Here is a 24799-nt window from a genome sequence, read left to right on the forward strand (position 1 = left end):
GAGCGCAACGAGCCTCGAGACCACCCGCATCCGCGAGCGCGGGTGGTCTCGAGGCTCCTTCGTCGCACCTCGACCGGCGGTGGCGGCTCCTTCGTCGCACCTCGACCGGCGGTGGCGGCTCCCTGGTCGTGCCTCGACCGGCGGTGGAGGCTCCTTCGTGGCACGGCGGCCGGCGGAGGAGCGGATTCGATAACGGTTCTCAGTACCGCTAGGGTCGGAGCATGCGCCGCCTGCTCCCCCTCGCCCTGCTGCCCGCGCTCGTCCTCGCGGGGTGCTCCGGCACCGCCGGCTCGCCCGCCGCGTCGTCGTCGGCGAGCGACGGCCGGGTGTCCGTCGTGGCGTCGACCGACGTGTGGGGGGACGTCGTGAAGCAGGTCGGCGGCTCGGACGTCGCCGTCACCTCGATCATCGACGACCCGACGCAGGACCCGCACGAGTACCAGGCCACGACCCGCGACCAGCTCGCGGTGAGCCGCGCCGGGCTGGTCGTCGTGAACGGCGGCGGGTACGACGACTTCCTCTCGCAGCTGCTGAAGAACGCGCCGGGCTCGACGAAGACCCTGAACGCCGTCGACGCGTCCGGCCTCGACACCGAGCCCGCGGACGGGGAGTTCAACGAGCACGTCTGGTACGACCTGCCCGCCGTGTCGAAGGTCGCCGCCGCCGTCTCGGCGGAGCTGAGCCGCATCGATCCGAGCGGCGCCGCGACCTTCGAGTCGAACCTGCAGACCTTCCAGGGCAGGCTGAAGGACCTGGAGGCCACGGCGGCCGACATCAGGAGGACCGCGGAGGGCAAGGGCGTGGCGATCACCGAGCCCGTGCCGCTGTACATGACGGAGGCGCTCGGGCTCGTGAACAAGACGCCGGAGGCGTTCAGCGAGGCCGTCGAGGAGGGCGACGACGTCGCTCCCGCCGTGCTGAAGGAGGAGCTCGACCTGCTGCGCGAGCAGCAGGTGGCCGTGCTCGCCTACAACGAGCAGACGTCCGACAGCACGACCGAGCAGGTGCTCGCCGCCGCGAAGCGCGCGGGCGTGCCCGTGGTCGGCGTGCGCGAGACGCTGCCGTCCGGCAAGGACTACCTGGCCTGGATGCAGGACGACCTGCAGCAGTTCCGCAGCGCGGTCGCGTGACCGCTCCGCTGCAGCTGGAGGGTGCGGGTCTCGCGTTCGGGGCCCGCACCCTCTGGCGCGACGTCGACCTCGAGGTCCGACCGGGCGAGTTCATCGCCGTGCTCGGCCCGAACGGCTCGGGCAAGACCACCTTCCTCAAGGCGGTGCTCGGGCTGCAGCCGCTGTCGGCCGGCTCGGTGCGCGTCTTCGGCCGACGCCCTGCTCGGGGCGACCGGCGCATCGGCTACATCCCGCAGCAGCGGCTGCTCGACTCGTCGACCCCGGTGCGCGGCCGCGACCTCGTCGGCTTCGGCGTCGACGGCGCACGCTTCGGGCTGCCGCTCCGCCGGCGCGCGGACCGGCAGCGCATCGACCGGATCGTCGCGGACGTCGGCGCCGAGGGCTTCGCGGACCGCGCGGCCTGGCGGCTCTCCGGCGGCGAGCAGCAGCGCCTCCGCGTCGGGCAGGCGATCGCCGCCGACCCGGCGCTGCTGCTCTGCGACGAGCCGCTGATCTCGCTCGACCTCGCGAACCAGGCCGCCGTCAGCGCGCTCATCGAGCGGCAGCGGGTCGAGCACGGGGCCGCCGTGCTGTTCGTCACCCACGACGTGAACCCGGTGCTCGACCACGTCGACCGGGTGCTGTACGTCGTCGGCGGCCGGGTGCGCATCGGCCCGCCGGACGAGGTGCTCACGACCGAGGTGCTGAGCGACCTGTACCGCACGCGCGTCGACGTGGTCCACGTGCAGGACCGCATCCTCGTCGTGGGCGCCGGCCGCGAGCACGAGGACCACCACCACGCGGAGCCGCCCCGATGAGCGCCATCTTCGACTTCAGCGACTACGGGGCGCTGCTCGGGCTCGTCACCAACTCCCTCATCGCCGGAGCGCTGCTCGGGATCGTGGGCGGGCTGATCGGCTTCTTCGTGATGGCGCGGGACCTGCCGTTCGCGGTGCACGGGGTGAGCGAGCTCTCGTTCGCCGGCGCGGCGGGGGCGCTGCTGATCGGGTTCGACGTCGTCGCCGGCTCGACCGTCGGCGCGATCATCGCGGCCCTGCTGATCGGGGTGCTCGGCCCCCGGGCTCGGGAGCGCAACTCCGTGATCGGCGTGCTGATGCCGTTCGGCCTGGGGCTCGGGATCCTCTTCCTCGCGATCTACCCGGGACGGTCCGCGAACCGCTTCGGGCTGCTCACCGGGCAGGTCGTCTCCGTCGACGGCGGGCAGGTCGTCGAGCTGATCGCCGTGCTCGCCGTGGTCCTCGTGGCGCTGCTGGTCGTCTGGCGCCCCCTGCTGTTCGCGAGCGTCGACGAGGACGTCGCCATCGCCCGCGGCGTGCCGGTCCGTGCGCTCGGGATCGTCTTCATGGTGCTGCTCGCCCTGACCGTCTCGGTGGCCGTGCAGACGGTCGGCGCCCTGCTCGTGCTCGCCCTGCTCGTCACGCCCGCAGCCGCCGCGCTCCGGATCGCGTCCGGCCCGCTCGCGGTGAGCCTGCTCAGCATGGTCTTCGCGACCGTGTCGATCGTCGGCGGCATCCTGCTCGCGCTCGGCGCCGCGATCCCGATCAGCCCCTACGTGACGACGATCTCGTTCCTCATCTACCTCGTGTGCCGTCTCGCCGGGAGGAGCCGGTCGGGACGCGTACGCTCCGACGCATGAAGCGGCGGACCTGGCAGCGCACCGCGGTGCGGGAGGCCCTCGCCGAGCGCGAGCACTTCGTGAGCGCGCAGAGCCTGCACTCGCAGCTGCGCGAGGGCGGCTCCCCCATCGGGCTCGCCACGGTGTACCGCGCGCTCGCGGACCTCGCCGAGGAGGGCGAGGCGGACTCGCTGCAGGCCGAGGGCGAGCAGCTGTACCGCGCCTGCACCTCGCCGGGGCACCACCACCACCTGATCTGCCGGTCCTGCGGCCGCACCGTCGAGATCGAGGCGGACGACATCGAGGAGTGGGCCGCGCGGACCGCAGCCGCCCACGGCTTCCGCGACCCGCAGCACGTCGTCGACGTCTTCGGCACCTGCGAGGCCTGCCACGCGAGGGCCTGAGCCCCTCCGCGCTGACGGCTCAGCGGCGGCGCGCCGCGGATCTGGGCTAGACTCTCCGATCGGCCGCGTCGCGGCAGTGGTCCCGTCGCACCCGGCGGGGCTGCAGACAAGTGATCTTGGGTGCGCGTGCCGACGCACGCGCACGGTACAAGGAGGAACCCATGGCAGGAACCTGCCAGGTGACCGGCGCCGGCCCCGGCTTCGGCAACACCATCTCGCACTCGCACCGGCGCAACCGCCGCCGGTTCGACGTCAACGTCCAGAAGAAGACCTACTACGTGCCGTCCCTCAAGCGGAACGTCACGCTGACCGTCTCGGCCAAGGGCATCAAGGTGATCGACGCCCGCGGCATCGAGAGCGTGGTCGCGAGCATCATCGCGCGCGGGGAGAAGATCTGAGATGGCCAGGCAGCAGGACGTCCGTCCCATCATCAAGCTGAAGTCGACGGCCGGCACGGGCTACACGTACGTGACCCGGAAGAACCGCCGCAACAACCCCGACCGCATCGTGCTGAAGAAGTACGACCCGGTGATCCGAAAGCACGTCGACTTCCGCGAGGAGCGCTAATGGCCAAGAAGAGCAAGATCGCGCGCAACGAGCAGCGCGCCGTGGTGGTGGAGCGCTACCGCACGAAGCGCCTCGAGCTGAAGAAGCAGCTCGTGGACCCGAACGGGACGGACGAGTCCCGCGAGGAGGCCCGCGTGGCCCTGCAGAAGCTGCCGCGCGACGCGTCGCCGGTGCGCCTCCGCAGCCGCGACGCCGTCGACGGCCGTCCGCGCGGCGTGCTGTCGAAGTTCGGGATCTCCCGCGTCCGCTTCCGCGACATGGCGCATCGGGGCGAGCTCCCGGGCATCACGAAGTCCTCCTGGTAGGTTGCCGAGCGGCTTCACGCCGACACGCCGGAGGCCCGACCGGTACCGACTCACGCCGCACCCATGCGGCCGGACCGTCCGACACGAGGAGGACGACTTTCAGATGGCAGACAACACCGTGAACCGCACCGACCTGGTGGCGGCGATCGCCAGCGAGTCCGACCAGTCGCAGAGCGCCGTGAGCGGCGTGCTCGACGCGTTCTTCTCGACGGTCGCGAAGTCCGTCGCCGACGGCAAGAAGGTGACGATCCCCGGCTGGCTCGCGGTGGAGCAGACCGAGCGCGCCGCCCGCACGGGCCGCAACCCGCAGACGGGTGAGCCGATCGAGATCGCCGCGTCGAAGTCGGTCAAGATCAGCGCCGGCAGCAAGCTGAAGGCCGCCGTCAAGTAGCCCTCGTCCACGACGAGCACGAAGGGCCCGTCCTCCTCGCGGAGGACGGGCCCTTCGTCGTCCCCGGGGCGGAGCCGCTCCCCCGGCGCGCGTACCCTCGGGGGACGATGGTCCTCACGCGCTCCTCCAGCCGCCGGGACGCGGCCCCCGTCGGGTCCGGAGCCCGCGCCGTGCGGATCGGCTGGCCCGCGGCCGTCCTGCTCGTGGCGGTGCTCGCCCTCGCCGCCTCGCTCGCGATCGGCGGCGGGGCCGCCGGGCCGGACGCGCTGCTCGAGGCGGCGCGTCCGCTCGCCTCGCTGGTCCTCACCCTCGCCGCCAGCGTCACGCTCGGCGCGGTGCTGCTCGCCGCCTTCGCCTGGTCCCCCGAGCGGCCGGGCTGGTCCCGGCTGCTGGACGGCGCGGCGGCGGCGGCGGGCGTGTGGACGGTGGCGTCCGGCAGCAGCCTCCTGCTCGGCTACCTCGCGATCGGCCCGCGCATCGGCTCCCCCACCTTCGGGCCGAACCTCATGCTCTACCTGACCACGGTCGACGAGGGGCGCATCTGGCTCGGCGGCACCATCGGCGCCGCGCTGCTGACGACGCTGCTGATCGTGGTGCGCTCGCACACCGGCGTGGGCCTGATGGTGCCGCTCACCGCCGCCGGCCTCGTGCCGCTCGCCCTGCTCGGCCACGCGGCCACCGCCGCGGGCGACCACAACACCGCCATCACGGCGCTCGCGCTGCACGTCGTGGGCGCCGCCGCGTGGCTCGGCGGGCTCGGCGTGCTGCTCGTGGTCGGGCTCGGGCTGCGGGGAGCGCCGCTCGCCGACCTCGCCGAGCGCTACTCGGCGATCGCGCTCGTGGCGTTCGTCGTGGTCGGCTACTCGGGGATCGTGTCCGCCTCGATCCGGACGCCGGAGCCAGCGATGCTGCTGACGCCCTACGGCCAGCTGATCCTCGTGAAGTCGGCCGCGCTGATCGCCGCGGGGCTCTTCGGCGCGCTGCACCGCACCGTCACCATCCCCCGCCTGAAGTCGGGGCCGGGACGGGCGCCGTTCCTGCGGCTGATCGGCGTCGAGCTGCTGGTCCTCGGCATCGCGGCGGGCTTCGCCGCGGGGCTCGGCGCGACGGCGCCTCCCGACCAGGACCTCGCCCCGGTCACCACGCCCGCCGAGGTGCTGACCGAGTCGCCACTGCCGCCGCCCCTCACCGTCGGCTCGCTGCTGACGGAGTGGCGCTTCGACCCGCTCTGGGTCGTGGGCTGCCTGCTGATGGCGGCCTTCTACCTCGTCGGCGTCCGCCGCCTGCGCCTGCGCGGCGACGCCTGGCCGGTCGGCCGGACCGTGTGCTGGCTGGCGGGCACCGCCGTGCTGTTCTGGCTGACCAACGGCGGCCTGAACCGCTACCAGGAGGTGCTGTTCAGCGCCCACATGCTGCTGCACATGGCGCTGACGATGCTCGTGCCGCTGCTGCTCGTGCCGGCCGCGCCGGTCACCCTCGCGCTGCGCGCGATCCCCCGCCGCACCGACGGCACCCGCGGCGGTCGCGAGTGGCTGCTGCTCGGCGTCCACTCCCGCTTCGCCACCGTCGTCGCGAACCCCGTCGTCGCGGCCGTGCTCTTCGCCGGCTCCCTGGTGGCCTTCTACTGGTCGCCGCTGTTCTCCTGGGCGACCACGGACCACCTCGGGCACGAGTGGATGACGGTGCACTTCCTGATCACCGGCTTCCTGTTCGTGCAGTCCCTGATCGGGATCGACCCGGTGCCGTTCCGCTTCCCCTATCCGATCCGGCTGCTCGTGCTGCTCGCGACGATGGCGTTCCACGCGTTCTTCGGGCTGGCGCTGATCCTCGGCACCGGGCTGCTGCTGCCGGACTGGTACGGCGCGATGGGCTGGGGCACGAGCGCGCTGGCGGACCAGCGGCTGGGCGGCGGCATCGCGTGGAGCGTCGGGGAGATCCCGACGCTCGTGCTCGCGATCGTCGTCGCGGTGTCCTGGGCGCGGAGCGACGACCGGGAGGCGAGGCGCCGGGACCGCCACGCGGACCGCACCGGGGACGCGGACCTCGCCGCCTACAACGCGATGCTCGGCCGTCTCGGCGGCGGAGCGTGAGCGGCGCGGGCGCAGCCCTCGACGTCGCGCTCACCCCCGCGCAGCAGGCCGTGCTCGACGCGGTCGGCGGCGACGACCCGACCCCGCTGCTCGTGACCGGGCGGGCCGGGACGGGCAAGTCCACGGTGCTCCACCGGATCGTCGCGGCCGAGCGGCGCAAGGTGGCGGTGTGCGCCCCGACCGGCGTCGCGGCGCTGAACGTCGGCGGCCAGACGATCCACTCCCTGCTGCGGCTGCCGGTGGGGCTGATCGGCACCTCGCGGCTGCACCACGACCGCGAGCAGCGGAAGCTGCTGCAGGCCCTCGACGTGCTGATCGTGGACGAGGTGTCGATGGTCAGCGCCGACCTGCTCGACGGGATCGACCGGGCCCTGAAGGAGGCCCGCGGACGGCGTGACCCGTTCGGGGGAGTGCAGGTGGTGCTGTTCGGCGACCCGTTCCAGCTGGCCCCCGTCCCGGGGGGACCGGAGGAGCGCGCCTGGTACGAGCAGCGGTACCGCTCGCTCTGGTTCTTCGACGCGCACGTCTGGGAGCAGGTGGGGCTGCGGACGCTCCACCTGGACCTCATCCACCGGCAGCAGGACGAGGAGTTCCGCCGCCTGCTCACCGCCGTGCGGCACGGGTCGGTGACCCGCGAGATGGCCGCGAGGCTCAACGAGGTGGGCGCCCGCGCCGTGCCCGCCGACGCCCCGCTGACCCTCGCGACGCGCAACGACACCGTCACGGCGATCAACCGGGTGGCGCTCGACGCGCTGCCGGGCCGCGAGGCGGTGGCGCTGGCCGAGGTCGAGGGCGAGTTCGGCGGTCGCGCGTTCCCCGCGGACGAGGAGCTGCGCCTGAAGGTCGGCGCCCACGTGATGATGCTCCGGAACGACAGCGAGGGCCGGTGGGTGAACGGCTCGATGGGGATCGTGTCGAAGCTGGCGCGCGGGAACCTCGAGGTCGAGATCGACGGGGTGAGCCACGAGGTCGAGGCCGTCACCTGGGAGCGGCACCGCTACACCTACGCGGCCGGGTCGGACGAGCTGGAGCGCGAGGTGGTCGCGGAGTTCCGGCAGCTGCCGGTGCGCCTCGGCTGGGCCGTCACCATCCACAAGGCCCAGGGCGCGACCCTCGACGCGGCGCGCATCGACCTCGGGCGGAAGGCGTTCTCCCCCGGCCAGACGTACGTGGCGCTCAGCCGGCTGACCTCGCTGGAGGGGCTCTACCTCACCCGGCCGCTGATCCCCGGCGACGTCATCGTCGACCCCGACGTGCGGCGCTGGGTGCAGGAGCGACGGGCGGCCGCCGCCACCGCCTGAGGCGATCGGCCCGCCCCTCAGTGCACGTGGCCCGCCCCGACCGCGGTGCCGGCGAGGCTCGTCGCCGCGATCGCGGCGACGACGAGCGCGGCCGCGGCGGTGCCGACGAGGAACCGCGCCGGGCCCGGTTCGGCCCCGCTCCCCCGCCGCAGGCGCAGCGCCAGCGCCGCGGTCGCGATCAGGTCGAGCACCGCGGCGCCCGCCGTCGCCCCTGCGGGCGGCAGCACGGATCGCACGGGTGCGGCGGGTGCGACGGGTGCGGCGGTGACGGCGCCCGTCGCGTGAGCGTGCCCGACGGCGACGAGCAGCACGACCTGCGCCCCGACGAGCAGCGCCAGCACGCCGAGCGCTGCGGCACCCCGGGAGGCCTCCGGTCGGGCGAGGTCGACGATCCCCCACAGCACCTCGGCGGCGCCCGCGGCCGTCAGCAGCACGAGTGCCAGCGGGTCGGACCCGGCGGCGATCCCGAGGTGGACCAGGCCGGCTCCGATCGCGGCGAGGCCGGCCCAGGAGCGCACGGGGTCAGACGACCGAGGCGCCCTCGGGCTCCGGCTGCTCCCGGTCGCGGGTCGCGCCCTTGTCGGCGCCCAGCGAGGTCGCGAGCAGCAGCAGCGCGCTCGCGAGGTGCAGGATGTGGTCCGGGGTGTTCAGCGACAGGAAGTTGATCGCCGAGCGGCCGTCGTCGGGCGCAGCGAGGAAGAAGCCGACGATCCCCAGCAGCAGGTAGGCGGCGCCGATCACGCCGTTCGCCGCCTTGGCCGAGGCGGCGGTGCCCGTGCCCGCGATGATCAGCGCCACGCCGATCAGCAGGTGCACCACGTTGTGCAGCGGGTTCACCTCGAAGATGCCGAGGATCGCGTTCGAGCCGTCGCCGGGGCCGGCGAAGGGGACGCCGTTGGTCCAGAAGAAGCCGAGCAGCCCGACCAGCAGGTAGACCGTGCCGAACCCGACGGCGACGATCCGGTTCGGGGACTGGTGGAACGCCGTCCCCGGGTTGATCTGGTTCACCTGCACGACCGAACGCCTCCTGACCGGTCCCTGGGCGGGACGCGTCCACTGTGGCAGGCCAAGTCGAGTGTTCGCCACCGCCGGCGTGCCGGGACGCTCGCCCGCCGCGCCGTAGCGTGACGGGATGAGCGACGAGCCGACTCCCCAGCCCACGATCGCGGTGACCCTGCCGGAGGACGTCGAGCAGGGCGTGTTCGCCGACTTCGCAGCCATCTGGCACACGCCGAACACCTTCGTGCTCGACTTCCTGTCGTTGACCGGTCCGGGGCCGCAGGCCCAGCAGGGCCCGGACGGCGCGGTCGTGGGCGTGCTGCCGGCGCGGGTCGGCGCGCGCGTCCGGATCCCCGCCGACCAGGTCTTCCAGCTGATCCGCGCCCTGCAGGAGCAGGCGGACCAGTGGCTGGCGGAGACCGGCCGCTCCGAGCCCCCGGAGTCCTGGCTCCCCGCCGTCTGACTCCCCTACCCACCCGCGCCGGACGCTGCGGGAAACGCGAGCCCTCGAGCAGGACATCCGCCCTGCAGCAGGACATCCGCCCGTCGCTTCTCCTGCTGAGCGGCGGATGTCCTGCCGCAGGGAACGGGTCAGGGGAGGGTGCCGGCGCGCAGCTGCACGTGGCCGTGGTGCCAGGAGGCCGCGGAGACGTCGGTCGCGTCCTCCTCGACCGCCTGCCACGGGTGCGCGTCGAGCCGGCCGAGGCCGACCGCGGAGATCAGCGGGGCCCAGGCGCGGATCGCCGTGCCGCCGTCGGGCCGGCCGATGTCCGCCACCGCGATTCGGGCGCCCGGCCGCGCCGCCGCGACGCCGCGCGCCCAGGCGGCGCGCCAGTCCGGGATGAGGGACAGCGTGTTCACCGCGAGCACCGCGTCGACCGGGCCGACATCGGGCGGCAGCACGGAGCGCGCGCGGGTGAGGTCCGCCTGCACCAGGCGCACCTCGGGCCAGCCGCGCCGCTGCCGCCCCGCCGACCTGCGCAGCATGGCGGGGGAGTCGTCGACGGCGACGACGAGGCCCGAGGGGCCGAGCGCCCGCGCGAGCGGCGGCAGGTCGAGCCCGGTGCCGGCGCCGAGGACGACCACCGAGTCCCCGCGCCGGAGGCGCAGCCGCGCGATCGCCTCGAGCCGCGCGGGACGGTAGAGGGGGCGCTCGCCCGACAGCACGTCGTAGCCGATCGAGGTCAGGACTCCGTAGCGCCGCACGGTGCCGATCGTGGCGAGCGACGCTGGGAACCCGCGGGAACAGGTTTCCCACGCCTCGTTTCCCGAGGCGTCCCCGAACGGGGCGAGAGGGCCGATCTGGAGCGGGTGACGGGAATCGAACCCGCGCTACCAGCTTGGGAAGCTGGAGTTCTGCCATTGAACTACACCCGCGACGCACCCCGGAGGGCGCGGGCCCACTGTAGCAATAGGGTCGGGGCGTGCTCCTGTCGGACCGCGACATCGCCGCCCAGCTCGACTCTGGACGGGTGCGACTCGACCCCTACGACGCCGGGCTGCTGCAGCCCTCCAGCTTCGACGTGCGGCTCGACCGCTGGTTCCGGCTGTTCGACAACCACAAGTACGCGGTCATCGACCCCGCCGAGCACCAGCCGGAGCTGACCCGGCTGGTCGAGACGAAGCCGGGGGAGCCGTTCATCCTGCACCCCGGGGAGTTCGTTCTCGGCGCGACCTTCGAGTCGGTCACGCTGCCGGACGACATCGCGGCCCGGCTCGAGGGCAAGAGCTCCCTCGGGCGGCTCGGCCTGCTGACGCACTCCACGGCGGGCTTCGTCGACCCCGGGTTCACCGGCCACATCACGCTCGAGCTCTCGAACGTCGCGACGCTGCCGATCAAGCTGTGGCCCGGCATGAAGATCGGGCAGCTCTGCTTCTTCCGCCTCAGCTCGCCCGCCGAGAAGCCCTACGGGTCGGGGGAGTACGCGAGCCGGTACCAGGGGCAGCGGGGGCCGACGGCGTCCCGGTCCTACCTGAACTTCATGCGGACCGACGTGACGTCGAGCGACGCGGGTGCGGCCGGCGCCTGAGCCTCAGGCGCGCTGCGCCGCCATCGCCTCGAGCTGCAGGTTCAGCCACGGGCTGAACGCCCAGGGCGCCGCGGCGGTCGCGGCCTCGAGGTCGGCGCGGTCGATCCAGCGGAACTCGACGACCTCGTCCGGGTCCGGCAGCACGTCGTCGTCCGTCCGCGCCGAGAAGACGGGGCACACCTCGTTCTCGACCACGCCGGACGCGTCGGTCGCGCGGTAGCGGAAGTCGGGCAGCAGCGGCGCGACGTCGACGAGCACGACGCCCAGCTCGTCGAGCGCGCGACGCGCGATCGCCGACTCCATGGACTCGCCGGGCGCCGGGTGGCCGCAGAAGGAGTTCGTCCACACCCCGGGCCAGGTGCGCTTGGACAGCGCCCTGCGGGTCACGAGGAGGCGCCCGGCGCCATCGACCACGTGGCAGCTGAAGGCGAGGTGCAGCGGGGTGTCCGCGTCGTGGACGGTGGCCTTCGGGGCGGTTCCGATCGGCTCGCCGTCCTCGTCCACCAGCACGACCTGCTCGTCCGGTTCCGTCATCCGCTCCGCTGTACCCTTGCCTCGTGCCCGCCAGCGACGCCCCCGCGCGGGGGCGCCGGGGCGTCAGCGTAGCGGCCGGCCGCGGGATGCGGTGATGGCGGCGCTCACCTCCCTGCAGCGCTACGACCGCGCCGCGAGCCGCAGCGCGGCGGTCGTCATCGGCGAGTACTCGACGTCCTTCGGCCTCGCCGTCCGCCTGCTGCCGCGCGCGACGCGGGGCCACATCCGCGACGTCTACGCGCTCGTGCGCCTCGCCGACGAGGTCGTCGACGGCGTCGCGTCCGCCGCGGGGCTGCGGCAGGAGCAGATCGCCGAAGCGCTCGACGCGCTCGAGGCGGACACCTACCGCGCGATGTCGACCGGCTACTCGACGAACCTCGTGGTGCACGCGTTCGCGCAGACCGCCCGCGAGGTGCGGATCGAGCGGGAGATCGTCGCCCCGTTCTTCGCCTCGATGCGGATGGACCTCACCCGGGCCGCGCACACGGGCGACAGCTTCGCGGAGTACGTCGACGGGTCCGCGGAGGTCGTCGGCCTGATGTGCCTGCGCGCGTTCGTCGCCGCGGGGCCTTCCCGCAGCCCGGCGCAGCTCGAGGTGCTGGAGACCGGCGCGAGGCGGCTCGGCGCGGCGTTCCAGAAGGTGAACTTCCTGCGCGACCTCGCGGCGGACGCCGACGGCCTCGGCCGCGCGTACTTCCCCGGCGTCGACGTGCAGCACCTCGACGAGGGGACGAAGACGCGGCTGCTCGATGACATCGACGCCGACCTCGAGGCCGCCGCGCGCACGCTGCCGCTGCTCGAGCGCGGCCCCAGGCGCGCGGTCGCGCTCGCGCACGGGCTCTTCGCCGAGCTCTCCCGCCGCCTCCGCGCCACCCCCGCGGCGGCGCTGAAGACGACGCGGGTGCGGGTGCCCGACCCCGTGAAGGCGCAGCTCGCCGCGCTCGCCGTCGCCGACCGGCTGCCGAGGCGGTCGTGAGCGCGCCCTCCGGCGGGCGGGAGCCCGGGCGCGCGGTCGTCATCGGCGGCGGCATCGCCGGCCTGTCCTCCGCGGCGCTGCTGGCGGAGGAGGGCTGGCAGGTCGTGCTGCTCGAGGCGCGGGACGTGCTCGGCGGGCGGGCGGGGGAGTGGGACCACGCCGGCTACCGCTTCGAGACCGGACCGTCCTGGTACCTGATGCCCGAGGTCTTCGACCACTTCTTCCGGCTGCTCGGCACGAGCGCCGACGAGCAGCTCGAGCTGCAGCGGCTGTCGCCCGGCTACCGCGTGGTGTTCGAGCCGAAGGGCGGCGAGCCCGCCGAGGTCGTCGACATCGCCGCCGACCGGGCCGGCAACCTCGCGCTCGCCGAGCGGCTGGAGCCCGGGGCCGGGCCGCGGCTCGCGGCCTACCTCGACAGCGCGCGCTGGGTGTACGACACCGCGCTGCGCCGCTTCCTCTACACGACCTTCGCGTCGCTGCGCCCGCTGCTCGTGCCCGAGGTGCTGCGCGGGCTGCCGCGCCTCGTGCCGATGCTGACGGAGTCGTTGCACCGGTACGTCTCCCGCCGGTTCCGGGACCGACGGCTCGGGCAGATCCTCGAGTACCCGGCGGTCTTCCTCGGCAGCTCGCCGTTCCGCACGCCCGGCATGTACCACCTGATGAGCACCCTCGACCTCGAGGGCGGCGTGCTCTACCCGAAGGGCGGCATCAGCGCCCTGATCGAGGCGGTCCGCCGGGTTGCGGTCGAGCGCGGCGTCGAGATCCGCACGAGCACGCCGGCGACCCGGATCCTCACGGAGGGCACCGCCGCGACCCGGCCGCACGTGACCGGGGTCCGCACCCCGGGCGGCGACGTGCCGGCGGACCTCGTCGTGAGCGCCATGGACCTCGAGGCGTCGGAGCGCGCGCTGCTGCCCCCGGCGCTGCGCACCTACGGCCCCGAGTGGTGGGCCGACCGCGAGCCGGGACCGTCGGCGGTGCTGGTCCTGCTCGGCGTGCGCGGCGAGCTGCCGGAGCTGCTGCACCACACGCTGCTGTTCACGGAGGACTGGCACGCGAACTTCTCGGCCGTGATGCCGCCGAAGGGGCGCCCCCCGGCACCGCTGCCCGACGAGCTGTCGCTGTACGTCTGCCGCCCGAGCGCCACCGACCAGGTCGCGCCGGACGGGCACGAGAACCTCTTCGTGCTCGTGCCGATGACCGCCGACACGACGATCGGGCGCGGAGGTGTCGACGGCGCGGGCGCACCGGCGGTGGAGGCGATCGCCGACCGCGCGATCGCGCAGCTGTCGCGGTGGCTCGAGGTGCCGGACCTGGCGGAGCGCATCGAGGTGCGGCGCACGATCGGCCCGGCGGACTTCGCCGAGGACCTCGCGGCCTGGCACGGCACCGCGCTCGGCCCCGCGCACACGCTCGCCCAGAGCGCACTCTTCCGCGCGGGGAACGTGTCGAAGCGGGTCGACGGGCTGCTCTACGCGGGCGGCTCCACCATCCCGGGCATCGGCCTGCCGATGTGCGTGATCAGCGCGGAGCTCGTGATCAAGCGGCTGCGCGGCGACACCTCCACCGGTCCGCTGCCCGAGCCGCTGCGCCCGTGACGGGGCTCTACCTCGGGGCGCTGCTGGTCTCGATCGCCGGGCTCGTCACCCTCGACCTGAGGTTGAGGCTGTTCCTCTTCGCCGCTCCGGCGCGCGCCGCGGTCGTGCTCGTCGCCGGGGTCGCGGGCTTCCTCGCGTGGGACGCGGCCGGCGTCGGGCTCGGCATCTTCTTCGAGGGCCCGAGCACCTGGCTGGTCGGCGTCGACCTCGCGCCGGACATCCCGCTCGAGGAGCTCTTCTTCCTGATCCTGCTCTGCCTGTCCGCCATGCACGCCTTCCTCCTGGCGCAGCGCCTGCTCGGGCGCGGCACCGTCCGGTCCGGCGGTGAGCGCGCGTGACGACGTACCTGCTGCTGTCGCTCGCGGTGCTCGTGCCGGTGTGCGCGCTGGCCCTCGTCGTGCTCGTCCGGCGGCGCGCGCTCGCGCCCGCCCTGCTCGGGCTCGCGGTGCTGCTCGTCCTCACCGCCGTGTTCGACAACGTCATCGTCGGCACCGGGATCGTCGCGTACGACGACGCACGGATCCTCGGGGTGCGGCTCGGCGTCGCGCCGATCGAGGACTTCTCGTACGCGATCGCCGCCGTGCTCGCGCTGCCGGCCCTGTGGCTCGCGCTGGAGCGGCGGCCGCGATGATCCGGCACCTGTTCTGGTCCTCCCGGCCGCTGTCGTGGATCAACACGGCGTACCCCTTCGCGCTCGCGTACCTGCTGCTCGCGCGGCCGGTCGACCCCGTGCTGCTCGTCGTCGGCACCCTCTACTTCCTGATCCCCTACAACCTCGCGATGTACGGGGTGAACGACGTCTTCGACTACGAGTCCGACCTGCGGAACCCGCGCAAGGGCGGGGTCGAGGGTTCCGTGCTCGCCCCCGCGCTGCACCGGCCGACGCTCATCGCGGCCGCGGTGACGAACATCCCGTTCCTCGTCGTGCTGGTGGTGCTCGGGAACCCGGCGTCGTGGCTCGTGCTCGCGATCAGCGTCTTCGCCGTGATCGCGTACAGCTCCAAGGGGCTGCGGTTCAAGGAGCGGCCCGTGCTCGACTCCGTCACCTCCAGCACCCACTTCGTCAGCCCGGCCGTCTACGGCGTCGCGCTCGCGGGTGCCGCCGTCGATGCGCGCACCGTGCTGCTGCTCGCCGCCTTCTTCTGCTGGGGGATGGCGAGCCACGCCTTCGGCGCGGTGCAGGACGTGCCGGCCGACCGCGAGGCCGGCATCGGGTCCATCGCCACCGCGCTCGGCGCTCGCGCCACGGTGGGGATCGCCGCCGCCCTCTACCTCGCCGGGGGCGTGCTCGCCGGCCTCTCCGGCTGGCCGACCGCGCTCGCGGGCCTCCTCGCCCTGCCCTACCTGGCGATGGTCGCGCCCTTCCTCCGGATCACGGACGGGACGGCGGAGACCGCGAACCGCGGCTGGCGCCGCTTCCTCGCCATCAACTTCGGGGCGGGCTTCGGTGTGACGATGCTGGCGATCGCGGCCTCCGCGCTCGCCTGACCGCCGCCGCGGGGGAGGATCGTCCCGTGCGGCGCAAGCAGGTCCATCGGATCGAGCCGGGGGACGGCCAGGAGTCGGTGTGGGACTACCCGCGACCGCCCGCGGTCGAGCCGACGGGCGACCGGGTCGTCGTCGTGCTCGGCGGCCGGACGATCGTCGACACGACGGAGGCGGTGCGGGTGCTCGAGACGAGCCATCCGCCGGTCTACTACGTGCCGGCGGAGGCGATCCGGGCCGACGTGCACATCGCGCAGGGCATGAGCCTCTGCGAGTTCAAGGGGATGGCGCGGTACCTGACGATCGCGGCGGGCGACCGCATCGCGGTGCGCTCCGCCTGGACCTACCCGGAGCCGTGGCCGGGGTACGAGGACCTCGCCGGCATGGTCGCCGTCTACCCCTCGAGGATGGACCGCTGCGAGGTCGCGGGCGAGGTCGTCGCGCCGCAGGAGGGCGACTTCTACGGCGGCTGGATCACCTCGAAGGTCGTCGGTCCGTTCAAGGGCGCCCCCGGCACCCTCGGCTGGTAGCCGTCGGTCACTGTTCGTGCTGCTCTGACGCGCGCAGAGCAGCACGAACACCGACCGACCGGGTCAGGCGGGGCGGCCGACCCGGAGCGGCAGCAGGAGCAGCAGGCCGACCAGCAGCACGACCACGATGCCGAGCATGCCGAAGGCGGTGGCGCCGAAGACCGCGGCGAAGAGGCCGAACATCGCGGGCGCGAGGAACGAGGCGGCGCGACCGGTCGTCTGGTAGAGGCCGAACAGCTCGCCCTCCGTCTCCGGCGTCGTCCAGCGTGACAGCAGCGAGCGGCTCGCGGACTGCGCCGGCCCCACGAAGGCCGTGAGCGCGAGCCCGGCGATCCAGAACACCGTCGGTCCGCCGTCCCGCAGCAGGAAGACGGCGAGGCCGGCGACGACGAGCCCGATCAGGGCGACGACGATCACCCGCTTCGGGCCCCACGCGTCGTCGAGGCGGCCGGACAGCAGGGTGCTCACCCCCGCGACCACGTTCGCGGCGATGGCGAAGACGATCACCTCGCCGCTCGTGAACCCGAACACCTGCGCCGCGACGATGCCGCCGAAGGTGAAGACGCCGGTCAGGCCGTCCCGGAAGACCGCGGACGCGACGAGGAAGCCGAGCACGGTCCGGCGGTCCCGCCAGAGCGCGCCGATCAGCCGGAAGACGGCGCGGTAGGCGTCGAGCACGGCCGGCCGGCGCTCGGCGACCGCGGGGATCTCCGGGACGGCGAGCAGCACCGGCACGCTGAACACCGCCATCCAGACGGCGCACACCAGCGCGACGACCCGGATGTTCAGCCCGCCCTCCTCGGTCACGCCGAACAGGTGGGTCCCGCCCGCGATCAGGGTCGTGTAGACGAGCACCAGCAGCACGATCCCGCCGAAGTACCCGGCGGCCCAGCCGAGCGCCGAGACCCGCCCGCGGGCGGCGGGCGGCGCCACGCGCGGCAGCATCGCGTTGTAGTTGACCGACGCGATCTCGAACACGAGCGTGCCGACCGACACGAGCACGACGCCGAGCACGAAGTACTCCGGGGCCCCGACGACGAGCGACATCGCCGCCATGGCGAGGACGACGACGAGGGTGGTCCCGGCGAGCCATCGCCGTCTCGCGCCTGCCGCGTCGGCGAGGCCGCCGAGCGCCGGGGCGAGCAGCGCGACCGCGATCCCGGCGATCGCGATGCCGAGGCTGAGGCCGCTCGTCAGCCCGGCCTGCGCGCGCACGTAGGCGGCGGAGCCCTCCTGCAGCGCCGGGTCCACGAAGTACCCGCTCGTCAGGTAGACGGTGAAGACGAAGGTGGTGATGACGGCGTTGAACGCGGCGCTGCCCCAGTCCCACGCGGCCCAGGCGAGCACGCGCCGGTCGGTCGAGCGCCGGGGGACGACAGCCGTCATGGCGCCAGGCTAGGGAGCGGGCGCGGCCGGCGGCACCCCTCCAGCGGGGCGCCTCGGCGCGCGCTCGGCCCCAGTCAGGGAGCCGAGGCGCCACCGGAGCGCCGCGAGGAGGGAGAATCCTCGCTCGTGAGCGACACACGGGGTGCTGTGGAGACCGATCCCTCCGTCTGCTACCGGCATCCCGGTCGGCAGAGCTGGGTGCTGTGCCAGCGGTGCGGCAGGACGGTGTGCCCGGAGTGCCAGATCCAGGCGCCCGTCGGGGTGCACTGCCCCGAGTGCGTCGCCGAGACCTCCGGCGCCGTCACCTGGCGCCCGAACAACGTCGCGCCGATCAAGCCCCAGCGCCGACGCCGGCAGGCGCAGCGGGTGCGCACGCTGCTGCAGCCCGCGGGCATCACCTGGAACGCGCCGACCGCGATGCTCGGCACCGCGATCGCGCTGTTCCTGATCGGCGCCTTCACCGACCTGCCGTTCCGCCTGCTCGCGGCGCTGCCCTCGGGCTTCGGGTCGCTGCTGCCGTTCCCCGAGCTGCAGCTGTGGCGCTACGTGACCGCCCCGTTCGTCAGCTCCGCGGGCTCGATCGGCTTCGGGTCGATCATCTTCTTCGCGCTGTCCGCCGTGTTCTTCTGGTTGAGCGCGCCGCAGCTGGACCGCATGCTCGGCACGCGCACGTTCCTGATCGTCGTCGGCGTCGCCAGCGTGGTCGGCAACGCCGCCACCGTGATCTCGGGCCAGCCGGGCCTCGGCCTGTACACGATCCTGTTCGGCTCGTTCGGCGCGCTGCTCGTGGCGGTCTGGGACGACCGGCAGGTGCGCAGCCAGATCCTGATCATGATCGCGGTCAACCTGCTGCTGTCGATCGTGCTCTCCGGCGGGCTCTCGCTGCCCGGGCTCGTCGGCGGCATCGTCGGCGGCGCCGGGGCCCTCTACCTGCTGCGCAGCGCGCCGAGCCACTGGAAGCCCCGCACCCCGGCGCTGATCATCGGCGCGACGTGCGCCGGGCTGATCCTGGTCGCGGCGCTCCGCGGCGGCGTGCTCGGCTGACCCGGCTCCGCCGGTCGCACCTCCACCCCGCCGGTCGAGGTGCGCCGAAGGAGCCTCGAGCGATGTCCTGAGGTCCTCGAAGGGACCACCCGGGGACCGTGGGAATGCCCGAGCCCGCTTCGAGTTGAGCACCAGTGGCTCAACTTGAAGGTGCGTCGACTGGACCTCTCAGGTGACGCGTCGTAGGGTTGAGTCATCACGACGCAAGTCGTGTGGAGACTTCACCCGCAACAGAAGGAGCACCCCATGGCACGTGCCGTCGGAATCGACCTCGGCACCACCAACTCGGTCGTGTCCGTCCTCGAGGGCGGCGACCCGACGGTCATCGCCAACGCGGAGGGCCTGCGCACCACCCCGTCGGTCGTCGCGTTCACGAAGGACGGCGACGTGCTGGTCGGCGAGACCGCCAAGCGCCAGGCCGTCACGAACGTCGACCGCACCATCTCGTCCGTCAAGCGCCACATGGGCACGTCCTGGACGACCCAGGTCGACGGCAAGTCGTACACGCCGCAGGAGATCTCGGCGCGCATCCTCGGCAAGCTGAAGCGCGACGCCGAGCAGTACCTGGGCGACACCGTGACGGACGCGGTCATCACCGTCCCCGCCTACTTCAACGACGCGGAGCGCCAGTCGACGAAGGACGCGGGCGAGATCGCGGGCCTCAACGTGCTCCGCATCATCAACGAGCCGACCGCCGCGGCGCTCGCCTACGGCCTCGACAAGGGTCGCGAGGACGAGCTGATCCTGGTCTTCGACCTCGGCGGCGGCACCTTCGACGTGTCCCTGCTCGAGGTCGGCAAGGATGAGGGCTTCTCGACCATCCAGGTCCGCTCGACCGCCGGCGACAACCGCCTGGGCGGCGACGACTGGGACCAGCGGGTCGTCGACCACCTCATCAAGCGCTTCAAGGAGTCGACGGGCGTCGACGTCTCGAAGGACAAGATCGCGCTGCAGCGCCTCAAGGAGGCCGCGGAGCAGGCGAAGAAGGAGCTCTCCAGCTCCACCTCGACCTCCATCACGCTGCCCTACCTCTCCCTCACGGAGAACGGCCCGGCGAACCTCGACGAGACGCTGACCCGCGCCCAGTTCGAGAACATGACGGGCGACCTGCTCGACCGCACCCGCAAGCCGTTCGAGGACGTCATCCGCGAGGCCGGCGTCAAGGTGGGCGACATCGCGCACGTCGTGCTGGTCGGCGGCTCGACCCGCATGCCCGCGGTCTCCGAGCTGGTCAAGAAGCTGACCGGCGGCAAGGAGCCGAACAAGGGCGTGAACCCGGACGAGGTCGTCGCCGTGGGGGCCGCCCTGCAGGCCGGCGTGCTGCGCGGCGAGCGCAAGGACGTCCTGCTGATCGACGTCACCCCGCTGTCCCTCGGCATCGAGACCAAGGGCGGCATCATGACGAAGCTGATCGAGCGCAACACGGCGATCCCGACCAAGCGCAGCGAGACCTTCACGACGGCCGACGACAACCAGCCGTCGGTGGCGATCCAGGTGTTCCAGGGCGAGCGCGAGTTCACCCGAGACAACAAGAACCTCGGCACCTTCGAGCTGACGGGCATCGCCCCGGCGCCCCGGGGCGTGCCGCAGGTCGAGGTCACCTTCGACATCGACGCGAACGGCATCGTGCACGTGTCCGCGAAGGACAAGGGCACCGGCAAGGAGCAGTCGATGACCATCACCGGCGGGTCCAGCCTGCCGAAGGAGGACATCGAGCGCATGGTCCGCGAGGCGGAGGAGCACGCCGCCGAGGACAAGCGCCGCCGCGAGGCCGCCGAGGTCCGCAACTCCGGCGAGCAGCTCGTCTACTCGATCGAGAAGCTGATCAAGGACAACGACGACAAGCTGCCCGCCGACGTCAAGGACGAGGTGCAGGCCGACGTCGACGCGCTGAAGAGCGCGCTGGCCGGCGACGACGACGCGGCCGTGAAGACCGCGTTCGACAAGCTGAACGAGAGCCAGACCAAGCTGGGCCAGGCGATCTACGCGCAGTCGCAGCAGGAGCCGGGCGCGCCCGAGGGCGACCAGCCGACCGCGTCGGAGTCGTCCGCGGACGACGAGGACGTGGTGGACGCCGAGGTCGTGGACGAGGACGACAAGCGATGACCGACGAGAACCGCGAGCCGGAGGGGGCGCCGGGCGACGGCGCCCCCGAGGGGCAGCAGCCCGAGTCGGAGTTCATCGCCGCCGAGGGGCCGGACGTCGAGACGTCGCTGACGGACGCGGACGAGGCCTTCCTGGACGGCGCCGGCGACATGCCGGCGGAGTCGGCGGGCGCGCAGCAGGAGGACGAGCACCTCGCCGACCTGCGTCGCGTGAGCGCCGAGTACGCGAACTACCGCCGCCGCACGGAGCGGGAGCGCGAGGCCATCAAGGAGCGCGCGACCGGCGACGCCGCGCGCGCGATCCTGCCGGTGCTCGACGACCTCGACCGGGCGGAGGCGCACGGCGACCTCGCCGAGGGCGGCCCGCTGACCGCGATCGCGCAGAAGCTGCGCGCCGCGGGCGGCCGGCTCGGCCTCGTGCCGTTCGGCGAGAAGGGCGAGGCGTTCGACCCGCACCAGCACGACGCGATCTTCCAGCGGGAGAGCGCGGACGCGACGGCGCCGACGATCTCGGACGTCGTGGAGCGCGGCTACCGCATCGGCGACACCGTGATCCGGGCGGCCAAGGTCGTCGTCGAGACCCCGGCGGGCTGACCCGTGGCGAGTCAGGACTGGTTCGAGAAGGACTTCTACCGGGTCCTCGGCGTGGACAAGTCCATCTCGCAGGCGGACCTGAAGAAGGCCTACCGGAAGCTCGCGCGGCAGTACCACCCGGACTCCAACCCGGGGGACACGGCCGCGGAGGCCCGCTTCAAGGAGATCTCCGAGGCCTACAGCGTGCTGTCGGACGAGCAGCAGCGGCAGGAGTACGACCAGATCCGCGCCATGGGCTCCGGCGCCCGCTTCACGGCGGGCGGCGGGGGCTCGGGCGGCGGCCAGGGGTTCGAGGACGTGTTCGGCGGCCTGTTCGGCCAGGGCGCCCGTCGCGGGCAGCAGACCCGCGGCGGGGGCTTCGAGGACGTCTTCGGAGGGCTGTTCGGCGGCGGGGGCGGCTACGGCCAGCCGTCGGGCGGGTTCCGGGGCTTCGGCGGCCCGACGCCCGGCCGGGACGTGACCGCGACGACCTCCATCGACTTCCTGACCGCGACGCGGGGCGACACCGTCACGCTGTCCGGCGGGGAGGGGCGGCCGATCCAGGTCCGCATCCCGGCCGGCGTGACCGACGGTAAGAAGCTGAAGCTGCGGGGCAAGGGCGAGCCGAGCCCCGACGGCGGCCAGGCGGGCGACCTGGTGCTGACGGTGCGGGTCGACAAGCACCCGGTCTTCGAGCGGGACGGCCTGAACCTGAGGGTGAACGTGCCGGTGACGTTCGCGGAGGCGGCGCTCGGGGCGACGATCGAGGTGCCGACCCTCGGCGGGGACCCGGTGCGGCTGAAGGTCGCGCCCGGCACCTCGAGCGGCCGCGTGCTGCGGGTGAAGGGGCGCGGCGTCACGACGTCGAAGGGCTCCGGCGACCTGCTGGCGCGGATCGAGGTGGCGGTGCCCTCGCACCTGTCGGGTGCGCAGCGGGAGGCGCTCGACGCCTTCGTCGCGGCGGGCACCGGCGAGAACCCCCGCGGCGACCTCCTGGCGAAGGCCCGCGGATGATGCTGCACCGTCGGTCGAGGTGCGGAGCGCAGCTGCGCTCGCACCTCGACCAGCGGACGGGTCGGGGGAGGCGCTGATGGACGCGGACGACCCCGTCTTCCCGATCGCCGCGGCCGCGGAGCTGGCCGGGATGCACCCGCAGACGCTGCGGCAGTACGACCGGCTCGGGCTGGTCGTCCCGCAGCGCACGGCCGGGCGCTCGCGCCGCTACTCGCTGCGCGACGTGGCGCAGCTGCGCGAGGTGCAGCGGCTCTCCGGCGAGGGCGTGTCCCTCGAGGGGATCCGGCGCGTGCTCGACCTCGAGAACGAGGTCGTCGCGCTGCGGGACCGCGTCCGCCGGCTCGAGCAGGCGCTCGCGAACGAGCTGCTGAACCGCCCGGGGAACCGCGTCTTCGCGTCCTCCGCGCAGGGCGACGTCGTGCCGCTGCGCCAGGGCGTGCGGGCGCAGCGCCGCACCGAGCTGGTCGTCTGGCGGCCGCAGGAATAGCACCTGAGCGCCATGCGCTCAACTTCACGAAGACCTGTCCGAGCACGTCGAAGGAGTCCACATGGCGAACATGCGAGGGGCGCAGCCGCCCCAGGAGAAGGCGAAGACCGCGCTCGAGCAGTACGGGATCGACCTGACGGCGATCGCGCGGGCCGGCAAGCTGGACCCGGTGATCGGGCGGGACGCCGAGATCCGACGGGTCAGCCAGGTGCTCACCCGCCGCACGAAGAACAACCCGGTGCTCATCGGCGAGCCCGGCGTCGGCAAGACCGCGGTGGTCGAGGGGCTCGCCCAGCGCATCGTCGCGGGCGACGTCGCCGACAGCCTGAAGGACAAGCGGCTCGTCTCGCTCGACCTCTCGGCGCTCGTGGCCGGCGCGAAGTACCGGGGCGAGTTCGAGGAGCGGTTGAAGGCCGTGCTCGGCGAGATCGACGCCTCCGACGGGCGCATCATCACCTTCATCGACGAGCTGCACACCCTGATGGGCGCGGGCGGCGGCGAGGGCAGCGTGGCGGCCGCGAACATGCTGAAGCCGATGCTGGCGCGCGGCGAGCTGCGGATGATCGGCGCGACGACCCTCAACGAGTACCGCGAGTACATCGAGAAGGACGCCGCGCTCGAGCGGCGCTTCCAGCAGGTCTTCGTGGGTGAGCCGACCGTCGACGACACCGTCGCGATCCTCCGCGGCCTGAAGGAGCGCTACGAGGCGCACCACAAGGTCGCCATCGCGGACTCGGCGCTCGTCGCCTCCGCGGCGCTGTCGAACCGCTACATCACCGCCCGGCAGCTGCCCGACAAGGCCATCGACCTGATCGACGAGGCCGCGAGCCGGCTGCGGATGGAGATCGACAGCGCACCGGTCGAGATCGACGAGCTGCGGCGCTCCGTCGACCGGTTGAAGCTCGAGGAGCTGGCCCTCAAGCGCGAGAAGGACGACGCCTCCCGCGCCCGGCTCGAGCGGCTGCGGGAGGACCTCGCGAAGCGGGAGTCGAACCTGAAGGAGCTGCAGGCCAGGTGGGAGCGCGAGCGCGCCGACCTCAACCGGGTCGGGAACCTGAAGGAGAAGGTCGACGCGCTGCGCATGCGCGCCGAGCGGGCGCAGCGCGAGGGCAACCTGGAGGAGGCGTCCCGCCTGCTCTACGGGGAGATCCCGGTGATCGAGCGGGAGCTCGCCGCCGCCGAGCAGGCGGAGGAGCGCGAGGACCAGCCCCGCATGGTGAACGAGCAGGTCACCGACGAGGACATCGCGAACGTCGTCGCGCAGTGGACCGGCATCCCGGTGGGGCGTCTGCTGCAGGGCGAGACCCAGAAGCTGCTGAACCTCGAGACCGAGCTCGGCCGGCGGCTGATCGGGCAGAAGCCCGCGGTCCGTGCCGTCGCCGACGCGGTGCGGCGCACGCGCGCGGGCATCGCGGACGGCGCGCGACCGCAGGGCTCCTTCCTGTTCCTCGGCCCGACGGGGGTCGGCAAGACCGAGCTGGCACGGGCGCTCGCGGAGTTCCTCTTCGACGACGAGCGCGCGATGGTGCGCATCGACATGAGCGAGTACGGCGAGAAGTTCGCGGTCTCGCGGCTGGTCGGCGCCCCTCCCGGGTACGTCGGCTACGAGCAGGGCGGCCAGCTGACGGAGGCGGTTCGCCGCCGCCCCTACAGCGTGATCCTGCTCGACGAGGTCGAGAAGGCGCACCCGGAGGTGTTCGACATCCTGCTGCAGGTGCTCGACGACGGGCGCCTCACCGACGGGCAGGGCCGCACCGTCGACTTCCGGAACACGATCCTGATCCTCACCTCGAACCTCGGTAGCCAGTACCTGACCGACCCCTCCCTCTCCGAGTCGCAGAAGGAGGAGACGGTGCAGGCGATGGTGCGGCAGGCCTTCAAGCCCGAGTTCGTGAACCGGCTGGACGACATCGTCGTGTTCCAGGCGCTGACGGAGGAGGACCTGGGGCAGATCGTCGAGCTGTACATCGACCGGCTGGGGCGGCGCCTCGCGGACCGGCGCCTGTCGCTCGCGGTGACCCCGGAGGCACGGGCGTGGCTCGCCGAGCGCGGGTTCGACCCGCTGTACGGCGCCCGCCCGCTGCGGCGGCTCATGCAGCGCGAGATCGACGACCGCCTTGCACGGGCGCTGCTCGCCGGCGAGGTGCGCGACGGCGACACCGTCCGGGTCGACGTCGCCCCGCTCGGCGACGAGCTGTCGGTGGGTCGCTTCGAGGTCGCCGTCGGCTCCTGAGC

General features: G+C 73.2%; 29 protein-coding genes and 1 tRNA gene. 24 read left to right on the forward strand and 6 right to left on the reverse strand.

The annotated features are described in order from the left end of the window. Positions 1 to 221: 221 nt before the first annotated feature. The 10 genes from ACFSBI_RS03120 to ACFSBI_RS03165 all read left to right on the forward strand — a co-directional run bounded on the left by ACFSBI_RS03120 (position 222) and on the right by ACFSBI_RS03165 (position 7803). Complete coding sequence (locus ACFSBI_RS03120) at positions 222 to 1130, forward strand: metal ABC transporter solute-binding protein, Zn/Mn family (protein WP_377931928.1); 909 nt, start codon at positions 222 to 224, stop codon at positions 1128 to 1130. Further along, on the forward strand, positions 1127 to 1927 hold the full coding sequence (locus ACFSBI_RS03125) for a metal ABC transporter ATP-binding protein (protein WP_377931930.1): 801 nt from the start codon (positions 1127 to 1129) through the stop codon (positions 1925 to 1927). The genes ACFSBI_RS03120 and ACFSBI_RS03125 overlap by 4 nt, the downstream gene beginning before the upstream one ends. Further along, a complete protein-coding gene (locus ACFSBI_RS03130) occupies positions 1924 to 2766 on the forward strand; it encodes a metal ABC transporter permease (protein ID WP_377931932.1) in 843 nt (280 codons plus the stop codon). Before ACFSBI_RS03125 ends, ACFSBI_RS03130 begins: the two co-directional genes overlap by 4 nt. Next, positions 2763 to 3149: a Fur family transcriptional regulator gene (locus tag ACFSBI_RS03135; RefSeq protein ID WP_377931934.1), complete on the forward strand. Its 387-nt coding sequence runs from the start codon at positions 2763 to 2765 to the stop codon at positions 3147 to 3149. Before ACFSBI_RS03130 ends, ACFSBI_RS03135 begins: the two co-directional genes overlap by 4 nt. A 161-nt stretch (positions 3150 to 3310) precedes the next feature. After that, positions 3311 to 3547, forward strand: coding sequence for a 50S ribosomal protein L28 (gene rpmB, locus ACFSBI_RS03140; RefSeq protein ID WP_377931936.1), 237 nt, complete (start codon positions 3311 to 3313; stop codon positions 3545 to 3547). Position 3548: 1 nt separating this feature from the next. Then, positions 3549 to 3716: a 50S ribosomal protein L33 gene (gene rpmG / locus ACFSBI_RS03145; protein ID WP_375387415.1), complete on the forward strand. Its 168-nt coding sequence runs from the start codon at positions 3549 to 3551 to the stop codon at positions 3714 to 3716. After that, on the forward strand, positions 3716 to 4021 hold the full coding sequence (gene rpsN, locus ACFSBI_RS03150) for a 30S ribosomal protein S14 (RefSeq protein ID WP_377931939.1): 306 nt from the start codon (positions 3716 to 3718) through the stop codon (positions 4019 to 4021). Before rpmG ends, rpsN begins: the two co-directional genes overlap by 1 nt. Before the next feature lie 103 nt (positions 4022 to 4124). Continuing rightward, the gene (locus ACFSBI_RS03155; RefSeq protein ID WP_377931942.1) at positions 4125 to 4412 is read left to right on the forward strand and encodes an HU family DNA-binding protein; all 288 of its coding nucleotides are present in this window, start codon (positions 4125 to 4127) and stop codon (positions 4410 to 4412) included. A 107-nt stretch (positions 4413 to 4519) separates the two neighbouring features. Then, a complete protein-coding gene (locus tag ACFSBI_RS03160) occupies positions 4520 to 6502 on the forward strand; it encodes a bifunctional copper resistance protein CopD/cytochrome c oxidase assembly protein (protein WP_377931944.1) in 1983 nt (660 codons plus the stop codon). Next, entirely contained in the window at positions 6499 to 7803 is a 1305-nt protein-coding gene (locus tag ACFSBI_RS03165; RefSeq protein WP_377931946.1) for an ATP-dependent DNA helicase, read from the forward strand. Before ACFSBI_RS03160 ends, ACFSBI_RS03165 begins: the two co-directional genes overlap by 4 nt. 17 nt (positions 7804 to 7820) lie before the next feature. Here the strand turns inward: ACFSBI_RS03165 and ACFSBI_RS03170 are convergent, their stop codons facing one another. Further along, positions 7821 to 8321, reverse strand: coding sequence for a hypothetical protein (locus ACFSBI_RS03170; RefSeq protein ID WP_377931948.1), 501 nt, complete (start codon positions 8319 to 8321; stop codon positions 7821 to 7823). Between the two features lie 4 nt (positions 8322 to 8325). Then, positions 8326 to 8817, reverse strand: a complete 492-nt coding sequence (locus ACFSBI_RS03175) for a DUF4383 domain-containing protein (RefSeq protein ID WP_377931950.1) — start codon at positions 8815 to 8817, stop codon at positions 8326 to 8328. Positions 8818 to 8935: 118 nt separating this feature from the next. Between ACFSBI_RS03175 and ACFSBI_RS03180 the strand changes: the two genes are divergently transcribed. Continuing rightward, on the forward strand, positions 8936 to 9265 hold the full coding sequence (locus ACFSBI_RS03180) for a DUF3467 domain-containing protein (protein ID WP_377931952.1): 330 nt from the start codon (positions 8936 to 8938) through the stop codon (positions 9263 to 9265). Positions 9266 to 9393: 128 nt separating this feature from the next. On the opposite strand, the gene ACFSBI_RS03185 is transcribed toward ACFSBI_RS03180, so the two are convergent. Beyond that, positions 9394 to 10008 carry a class I SAM-dependent methyltransferase gene (locus ACFSBI_RS03185; protein WP_377931953.1) on the reverse strand — a complete coding sequence of 205 codons (615 nt, stop codon included), beginning with the start codon at positions 10006 to 10008 and terminating at the stop codon, positions 9394 to 9396. A gap of 97 nt (positions 10009 to 10105) precedes the next feature. Continuing rightward, a tRNA-Gly gene (locus ACFSBI_RS03190) sits at positions 10106 to 10179 on the reverse strand. Between the two features lie 47 nt (positions 10180 to 10226). On the opposite strand from ACFSBI_RS03190, the gene dcd reads away from it, so the two are divergent. Beyond that, a complete protein-coding gene (gene dcd, locus ACFSBI_RS03195; RefSeq protein ID WP_377931955.1) occupies positions 10227 to 10832 on the forward strand; it encodes a dCTP deaminase in 606 nt (201 codons plus the stop codon). Positions 10833 to 10835: 3 nt separating this feature from the next. On the opposite strand, the gene idi is transcribed toward dcd, so the two are convergent. After that, entirely contained in the window at positions 10836 to 11366 is a 531-nt protein-coding gene (idi, locus tag ACFSBI_RS03200; protein ID WP_377931957.1) for an isopentenyl-diphosphate Delta-isomerase, read from the reverse strand. Positions 11367 to 11460: 94 nt separating this feature from the next. On the opposite strand from idi, the gene ACFSBI_RS03205 reads away from it, so the two are divergent. The 6 genes from ACFSBI_RS03205 to ACFSBI_RS03230 are packed head-to-tail and all read left to right on the forward strand — an operon-like array spanning position 11461 to position 15955. After that, entirely contained in the window at positions 11461 to 12342 is an 882-nt protein-coding gene (locus ACFSBI_RS03205) for a phytoene/squalene synthase family protein (RefSeq protein WP_377931959.1), read from the forward strand. Further along, complete coding sequence (crtI, locus tag ACFSBI_RS03210; protein WP_377931961.1) at positions 12339 to 13940, forward strand: phytoene desaturase family protein; 1602 nt, start codon at positions 12339 to 12341, stop codon at positions 13938 to 13940. The genes ACFSBI_RS03205 and crtI overlap by 4 nt, the downstream gene beginning before the upstream one ends. Further along, positions 13937 to 14278, forward strand: a complete 342-nt coding sequence (locus ACFSBI_RS03215; RefSeq protein ID WP_377931963.1) for a lycopene cyclase domain-containing protein — start codon at positions 13937 to 13939, stop codon at positions 14276 to 14278. The genes crtI and ACFSBI_RS03215 overlap by 4 nt, the downstream gene beginning before the upstream one ends. Next, complete coding sequence (locus ACFSBI_RS03220; RefSeq protein WP_377931965.1) at positions 14275 to 14571, forward strand: lycopene cyclase domain-containing protein; 297 nt, start codon at positions 14275 to 14277, stop codon at positions 14569 to 14571. Before ACFSBI_RS03215 ends, ACFSBI_RS03220 begins: the two co-directional genes overlap by 4 nt. Beyond that, positions 14568 to 15428 (forward strand): prenyltransferase, encoded by an 861-nt coding sequence (locus ACFSBI_RS03225; protein ID WP_377931967.1) that lies wholly within the window; start codon positions 14568 to 14570, stop codon positions 15426 to 15428. Before ACFSBI_RS03220 ends, ACFSBI_RS03225 begins: the two co-directional genes overlap by 4 nt. 26 nt (positions 15429 to 15454) lie before the next feature. Continuing rightward, entirely contained in the window at positions 15455 to 15955 is a 501-nt protein-coding gene (locus tag ACFSBI_RS03230) for a DUF427 domain-containing protein (protein WP_377931969.1), read from the forward strand. Between the two features lie 63 nt (positions 15956 to 16018). On the opposite strand, the gene ACFSBI_RS03235 is transcribed toward ACFSBI_RS03230, so the two are convergent. Continuing rightward, positions 16019 to 17341: an MFS transporter gene (locus ACFSBI_RS03235; protein WP_377931971.1), complete on the reverse strand. Its 1323-nt coding sequence runs from the start codon at positions 17339 to 17341 to the stop codon at positions 16019 to 16021. 126 nt (positions 17342 to 17467) lie between these two features. Here ACFSBI_RS03235 and ACFSBI_RS03240 point away from each other — a divergent pair, with 126 nt between their 5' ends. The 6 genes from ACFSBI_RS03240 (at position 17468) to ACFSBI_RS03265 (ending at position 24797) form a co-directional block, all read left to right on the forward strand. Continuing rightward, on the forward strand, positions 17468 to 18385 hold the full coding sequence (locus ACFSBI_RS03240; RefSeq protein ID WP_377931973.1) for a rhomboid family intramembrane serine protease: 918 nt from the start codon (positions 17468 to 17470) through the stop codon (positions 18383 to 18385). 246 nt (positions 18386 to 18631) lie between these two features. Beyond that, complete coding sequence (gene dnaK, locus ACFSBI_RS03245; RefSeq protein ID WP_377931975.1) at positions 18632 to 20491, forward strand: molecular chaperone DnaK; 1860 nt, start codon at positions 18632 to 18634, stop codon at positions 20489 to 20491. After that, on the forward strand, positions 20488 to 21084 hold the full coding sequence (locus tag ACFSBI_RS03250; RefSeq protein WP_377931977.1) for a nucleotide exchange factor GrpE: 597 nt from the start codon (positions 20488 to 20490) through the stop codon (positions 21082 to 21084). Before dnaK ends, ACFSBI_RS03250 begins: the two co-directional genes overlap by 4 nt. Before the next feature lie 3 nt (positions 21085 to 21087). Beyond that, positions 21088 to 22077, forward strand: a complete 990-nt coding sequence (locus tag ACFSBI_RS03255; protein WP_377931980.1) for a DnaJ C-terminal domain-containing protein — start codon at positions 21088 to 21090, stop codon at positions 22075 to 22077. Between the two features lie 76 nt (positions 22078 to 22153). Then, positions 22154 to 22564: a heat shock protein transcriptional repressor HspR gene (locus tag ACFSBI_RS03260; RefSeq protein ID WP_377931982.1), complete on the forward strand. Its 411-nt coding sequence runs from the start codon at positions 22154 to 22156 to the stop codon at positions 22562 to 22564. 61 nt (positions 22565 to 22625) lie between these two features. Next, positions 22626 to 24797, forward strand: coding sequence for an ATP-dependent Clp protease ATP-binding subunit (locus tag ACFSBI_RS03265; RefSeq protein ID WP_377931984.1), 2172 nt, complete (start codon positions 22626 to 22628; stop codon positions 24795 to 24797). Positions 24798 to 24799 lie beyond the last annotated feature (2 nt).

The sequence above is a fragment of the Amnibacterium endophyticum genome (assembly GCF_042680685.1).
In the GTDB taxonomy this organism is placed as follows: Bacteria; Actinomycetota; Actinomycetes; order Actinomycetales; family Microbacteriaceae; genus Amnibacterium; species Amnibacterium endophyticum.

Bases quoted from the DNA above. Each gene is read 5' to 3' on its own strand.
- ACFSBI_RS03160 (WP_377931944.1), top strand. From the start codon at position 4,520: ATGGTCCTCACGCGCTCCTCCAGCCGCCGGGACGCGGCCCCCGTCGGG.
- ACFSBI_RS03120 (WP_377931928.1), top strand. From the start codon at position 222: ATGCGCCGCCTGCTCCCCCTCGCCCTGCTGCCCGCGCTCGTCCTCGCG.
- ACFSBI_RS03235 (WP_377931971.1), bottom strand. From the start codon at position 17,341: ATGACGGCTGTCGTCCCCCGGCGCTCGACCGACCGGCGCGTGCTCGCC.
- ACFSBI_RS03135 (WP_377931934.1), top strand. From the start codon at position 2,763: ATGAAGCGGCGGACCTGGCAGCGCACCGCGGTGCGGGAGGCCCTCGCC.
- ACFSBI_RS03265 (WP_377931984.1), top strand. From the start codon at position 22,626: ATGGCGAACATGCGAGGGGCGCAGCCGCCCCAGGAGAAGGCGAAGACC.
- ACFSBI_RS03130 (WP_377931932.1), top strand. From the start codon at position 1,924: ATGAGCGCCATCTTCGACTTCAGCGACTACGGGGCGCTGCTCGGGCTC.
- ACFSBI_RS03205 (WP_377931959.1), top strand. From the start codon at position 11,461: ATGGCGGCGCTCACCTCCCTGCAGCGCTACGACCGCGCCGCGAGCCGC.
- ACFSBI_RS03250 (WP_377931977.1), top strand. From the start codon at position 20,488: ATGACCGACGAGAACCGCGAGCCGGAGGGGGCGCCGGGCGACGGCGCC.
- rpmG (WP_375387415.1), top strand. From the start codon at position 3,549: ATGGCCAGGCAGCAGGACGTCCGTCCCATCATCAAGCTGAAGTCGACG.
- ACFSBI_RS03180 (WP_377931952.1), top strand. From the start codon at position 8,936: ATGAGCGACGAGCCGACTCCCCAGCCCACGATCGCGGTGACCCTGCCG.
- rpsN (WP_377931939.1), top strand. From the start codon at position 3,716: ATGGCCAAGAAGAGCAAGATCGCGCGCAACGAGCAGCGCGCCGTGGTG.
- dnaK (WP_377931975.1), top strand. From the start codon at position 18,632: ATGGCACGTGCCGTCGGAATCGACCTCGGCACCACCAACTCGGTCGTG.
- ACFSBI_RS03225 (WP_377931967.1), top strand. From the start codon at position 14,568: ATGATCCGGCACCTGTTCTGGTCCTCCCGGCCGCTGTCGTGGATCAAC.
- ACFSBI_RS03260 (WP_377931982.1), top strand. From the start codon at position 22,154: ATGGACGCGGACGACCCCGTCTTCCCGATCGCCGCGGCCGCGGAGCTG.
- rpmB (WP_377931936.1), top strand. From the start codon at position 3,311: ATGGCAGGAACCTGCCAGGTGACCGGCGCCGGCCCCGGCTTCGGCAAC.
- ACFSBI_RS03155 (WP_377931942.1), top strand. From the start codon at position 4,125: ATGGCAGACAACACCGTGAACCGCACCGACCTGGTGGCGGCGATCGCC.
- idi (WP_377931957.1), bottom strand. From the start codon at position 11,366: ATGACGGAACCGGACGAGCAGGTCGTGCTGGTGGACGAGGACGGCGAG.